General features: G+C 66.0%; 4 protein-coding genes. 1 reads left to right on the top strand and 3 read right to left on the bottom strand.

The annotated features are described in order from the left end of the window. Positions 1-19 precede the first annotated feature (19 nt). The 3 genes from V5A20_RS13260 to V5A20_RS13250 are packed head-to-tail and all read right to left on the bottom strand — an operon-like array spanning position 20 to position 2592. A complete protein-coding gene (locus tag V5A20_RS13260; protein ID WP_332316924.1) occupies positions 20-760 on the bottom strand; it encodes a transporter in 741 nt (246 codons plus the stop codon). Positions 761-814: 54 nt separating this feature from the next. Beyond that, positions 815-1693, bottom strand: coding sequence for a mechanosensitive ion channel family protein (locus V5A20_RS13255; protein ID WP_332316925.1), 879 nt, complete (start codon positions 1691-1693; stop codon positions 815-817). A 38-nt stretch (positions 1694-1731) separates the two neighbouring features. Next, on the bottom strand, positions 1732-2592 hold the full coding sequence (locus V5A20_RS13250) for a hypothetical protein (protein WP_332327550.1): 861 nt from the start codon (positions 2590-2592) through the stop codon (positions 1732-1734). Positions 2593-2868: 276 nt separating this feature from the next. On the opposite strand from V5A20_RS13250, the gene V5A20_RS13245 reads away from it, so the two are divergent. Beyond that, a partial coding sequence (locus tag V5A20_RS13245) for an SLC13 family permease (protein ID WP_332327549.1) occupies positions 2869-4595 on the top strand: 1727 nt, incomplete at its 3' end.

The raw sequence follows: 4595 nt of genomic DNA, 5'->3' as shown, positions 1-4595 counted from the left end.
GTGGGGCAGGCACGACGAATTAGAACCGGTGGGCCAGGCCGAGCCCGACGAAGAAGGCGTCCCGATTTTCGTCGATCTGAAGGCCCGTGTTGAGGTCCAGTTGCGTGTCCGGGCTTGCCAAAAGCGTCGCCCCAGCCTCCACGTAGTTTGTGTTGAGGCCGACGGAGTAAAAGCCGGCGTAGCCGACGTACCCCCCGATCCCCTCGGCAATGTCGACGCTCAGCGTCGGGATGAAGAGGTAGGAGGCGTCTTCGTCGCCGCCGTACGGAACCTCGGTGCCGGCGTTGACTGAGAGGCCGAGGTCGTCCCCGAGGGCACCGTCGTAGGCGAGCGCCAGCGTTTGAGAAACGCGGTCGGACGCAAACGTGCCTGAGCCGGTTGGGAGGCTCCAGGTGCTTACCAGGCTGACCGCGGACAGGGGCGACTGGAACAGGCGGAGCTTTCCGCCCACACTCGTGCCGGTGTATTCGGTATCGGGGGCGTCGAGGGCAAGGGAGCCGACCCCGCCCCGCAGTTCGAGAAAGCCAACCACGCCATAGCGAAACAGGAGCTGCCCAACCTCGGCGTTTGTGCCGAAGTCGTCGTTGGCCGTGGCGGCCCCGAGCTCGGCCTGGACGGTGCCGGGCGCGACCGTCGCCGTGCCGTCCCCGAAGCCGGGCCGGTCCGCGGAAATCTGTCCCGTGGCGACCGGGGGCCCCAGGCCGATTACGGCGAGGGCAAGAAGAAGCGTAAGGGCGAGTCGTGTCGACACGGTTTGCATGAAACAGAAGGGATGTGGAAGAGAGAAAACGGTGGTTGCGGGGCACAGCCGAGGCTACGCCGACTCCACGTCGGGCGGTGGCGGAGGCGATTCGGACGCTTCGGTCGCCTGCTGCACCGGGAAGGGGGAGGTCTCGCTGCCGGTGTAGAGGGTGCGGTGAGGAAACGGAATTTCGATCCCGTGCTCGTCGAAGGCCTCCTTGATTTCGACGGGGATGCTGTTGCGGAGGTCGAGGAAGTTCTCCGTTTTGGCCCACACCGAAAACTGGTGATTGATGGAAGAGTCGCCGTAGCCCTGAAAGATGATGAGGGGCGCGGGTTCTTCGAGGCACAAGGGATTGCGGTCGGCCACCTCCATGAGCACCTGGCGCACGGCCTGCAGGTCCTCCTTGTACGCCACGCCGATTTGTAGGTCGACCCGCCGGATGGGAAACCGCCGCAGATTGGTGACCTCCGACTTGATCATCGTCTCGTTCGGAATTCGGACGAACAGGTTGTCGAAGGTGCGGAGCTTGACCGAGAGAAGATCGACCGAGAGCACCTCGCCGGTGGTGCCGTTCACGCGGATGATGTCGCCGACGGCGAAGGGGCGCTCGCCCAGTAGGAAGAGGCCGCTGATGACGTTGGAGGCCGACGTCTGGGAGGCAAATCCGATCGCGACCGTGAGGATGCCCGCCGCCCCGAGCAAGACGCTCAGGTCGAACCCGAGCTCCATGAGGGCCGAGGCCGTGAACAGCCCGGCGATGCCGTAAAACGCCCCCCGCCGGAGGATCATGGCCCGCTGGGCGTCGTCTTCCGCGAAGAGGCGCGCGAGTCCGTTTCCGGCCAGGCGGCCCAGGACGAGACCGACGAACACTTTGACGAGGGCCTTGAGGGCGCTTGCGGCCTGGGGGCTGGTCAGGTAGTCGACGGCGAGAGTCCACCACTGCTCCATGAGACGAAGAGATCGGGAAAACGGCGAGCGAGAAGGGGTTACGAGGCGAAGAGGGTTCCCACGGCGCTGAATGTGCTCGTGAAGAGGCTTTTCTTGGTGGTCTCGCGGGGCTCTTGGAGACGCTTGGCCGCCTCCGCGTCGGCAGGCGGACCGCTCCGAATCTGGACGTCGGCTCCTTCTTCGGCCGCCGAGTGTGTCATCGTGACGCCCTGGGTCCACAGCTGATGCGTGGGGGTCGCGTACAGGGCGAGGTGCTGCACCGGAAGCTGCACCCGCTCCAGCGCCAAGGGATCCGAGGCGGTGTTGCGAATGCGGAGCGGAGTGACGGCCCGGTGGAGGCGGCGCGGCAGGCGGTCGAGGCGGAGGCGGCCGGCGGTGCGGGTGGCGTAACAGAACTCGCCGTCGACGGTGGAGGCCCCAAACCAGGTGTCGGACATCCGGAACGAAGGGATTTCTTGCAGCTTCCGGTTCGAATCGGGGAGCACAATTTGAATCCAGAGGGCCGTGCTCAGGTACAGCGTCACCGACTCGTCCGACGGCACGTACAGCGGGTGTTCCGGCCGCGAGACAACCGAGCGGTCCGCCAGGGCCGGCTGCAGCGAGATGCGCGCCTCCGTCTCGCCGAAGCTGTAGCGACTGGTGTGGAGGGTATCGTCCTCCGTATCAAGGAGGGCACTCATCTCGTCGCTGGGCAGGGGCGCGGTCACGTCGCTCCGGTCGGCCATCGGGTCCGCGGTCTCCGCGGTCGGCGACGGGCGATGCAGGACCCGCCACTCGCGCTCCGTGCGGTAGAGCCAGAGCGTCGACGGGCCGACGTTCCAGCGTCCGCCGGTCTCTACGTCGAGCGACACGGGGCCCCACCACGGGGTCGGGTCGGAAGTGGGCTCGGAAGATTCCATGGGTCCGGACGCGGAACTGCGAATGCGATGAGGCAACCGGGTGCGGCCCTACCGTGGAGGGCTCGGCAACGGGCCCCGAAAATAAACACGGAGCCTCCCGTGGGCAACCGGGGGACGGTGTTCATCGGGCAGTTGGGTAGGGAGGACACACACGAACGTCCGTAAGATCGGAAGGATTTCGGTCGGTGTGGATCTGCCGGTTGTGTCTCTGGAAGGGACTCCTCACCATGTGGGTGCCCATTCTGCAACTCTTCACGTCGCCCGGCCCCTACACACGTGCTTTGCCTTCTCCTCGCCCAAGTGGGCCCCGCGTTTACCCTCGACATGCTCGTCGTGTTAGGGCTCATCGCGGTCGTCCTCGTGCTGTTTATCACGGAGGTTATCCCGATCGACATCACGGCCCTTGGGGTGATTGTGGCGATTGTGCTGTTGGAACCGTGGACGGGCGTGGGGCCGGCGGACGGGGTCGCGGGCTTCTCAAGTCCGGCGACCATTACCGTTCTGGCCATGTTTGTCCTCAGCGAAGGGGTCCGGCGCACCGGGGTGCTGCGACGAGTGGGCAACTGGATTGTCGACTGGGCCAAGGGCAGCTTCTATAAGCAATACGGGGCGCTCGTGGGGCTCTCGGGCACCACGGCGGGCGTGATCAACAACACCCCCGTTGTGGCCATGATGATTCCGATGGCCATCAACATTGCCCGCAAGACGAAGACATCTCCCTCGAAGCTGTTGATGCCCATCTCGTTCGCGTCGATGCTGGGCGGGATGCTTACGCTCATCGGGACGTCCACCTCCATCCTGGCGAGCGACGTGAGCGCGCGCCTGATCGGGCATCCGTTTTCGATGTTCGAGTTTACGGCACTGGGGGCCATCGTGCTCGTGACGGGCGTGGTGTACCTGCTCACCGTGGGGCACCGCCTGCTCCCCGAGCGCATCAAGCCGGCGAAGGACCTGACCGAGGAGTTTGAAATGAGCGACTACCTGACGGAGGTCGTCGTCGCCGGGGACTCCCCGTTCGTCGGAACGACCGTGCGGCAGGCATTGGCCGCGCTGCACCTGGACGTCGACATCGTACAGATGCGTCGCAACGGCGAGGCGTTCGCCGCCCCGCTCGGGCCCAAGCAGTTTCGGGCCGGCGACGTACTGCTGCTGCGGACGAGCCGGGACGCGCTGGTAGAGCTGATGCAGACGCAGCGGCTGGAGCCGGTCGTGCACACGAAGATCACGCAGGAGGACGTCGAGATTGAGCAGGAGAAGGAGGTGCTCCTCGAGGTGGTGCTGCTGTCGGACAACCCGCTCCTCGGCGAGACGCTCCGGTCCGTCCGGTTTGCGCAGCGGTACGACGCCCTGGTGCTGGCGATTCGCCGGTCCGGGAAGCTGCTCTACGACGAGATCGACGCGATGCCGCTGCGCGGGGGCGACACGCTCCTCGTGCAGGCCTCCGTCCCGGCCGTGGAGCAGTTCGAGCAGAACCGCACGTTCGTCGTCGTGCAGGATGAAAATGAGAGCTCGTCCCGCAGCGAGAAGCTCCCGCTTGCGCTCGGCATCATCGGGCTCGTGGTGGGGCTCGCCGCCCTGGAGGTGATGCCGATTCTGGTGTCGGCCCTGGGCGGGGTGGTGGCCATGGTGGCCACCGGCTGCGTGCGGCCCACCGAGGTGTACGAGGCGGTGGACTGGAGCGTCATCGTGCTCCTGGCCGGGCTGATCCCGCTGGGCATGGCGATGGAGCGGTCCGGCACCGCGGCGTACCTGGCCCACGGCGTGACCCAGTTGTCGGAGGGCCTGCCCGCCTTCGCCCTGCTGCTCGTCTTCTACGTCTTCACTAGCCTCGTCACCCAGCTCATCAGCAACAATGCCAGCGTCATCCTGATGATTCCGATGGCCGTGGAGGCGGCCCAGCTGACCGGGGCGGACCCATTCTCATTCGTCCTGGCCGTCACGTTCGCCGCGAGCGGGGCCCTGCTCACGCCCATCGGCTACCAGACGAACCTGATGGTGTACGG

This window comes from Salinibacter sp. (assembly GCF_036626415.1).
Classification (GTDB): Bacteria; Bacteroidota; Rhodothermia; order Rhodothermales; family Salinibacteraceae; genus Salinibacter.
Note: the sequence above shows the minus strand (reverse complement) of the source record. Positions and strands in the feature narration are given on the sequence as shown.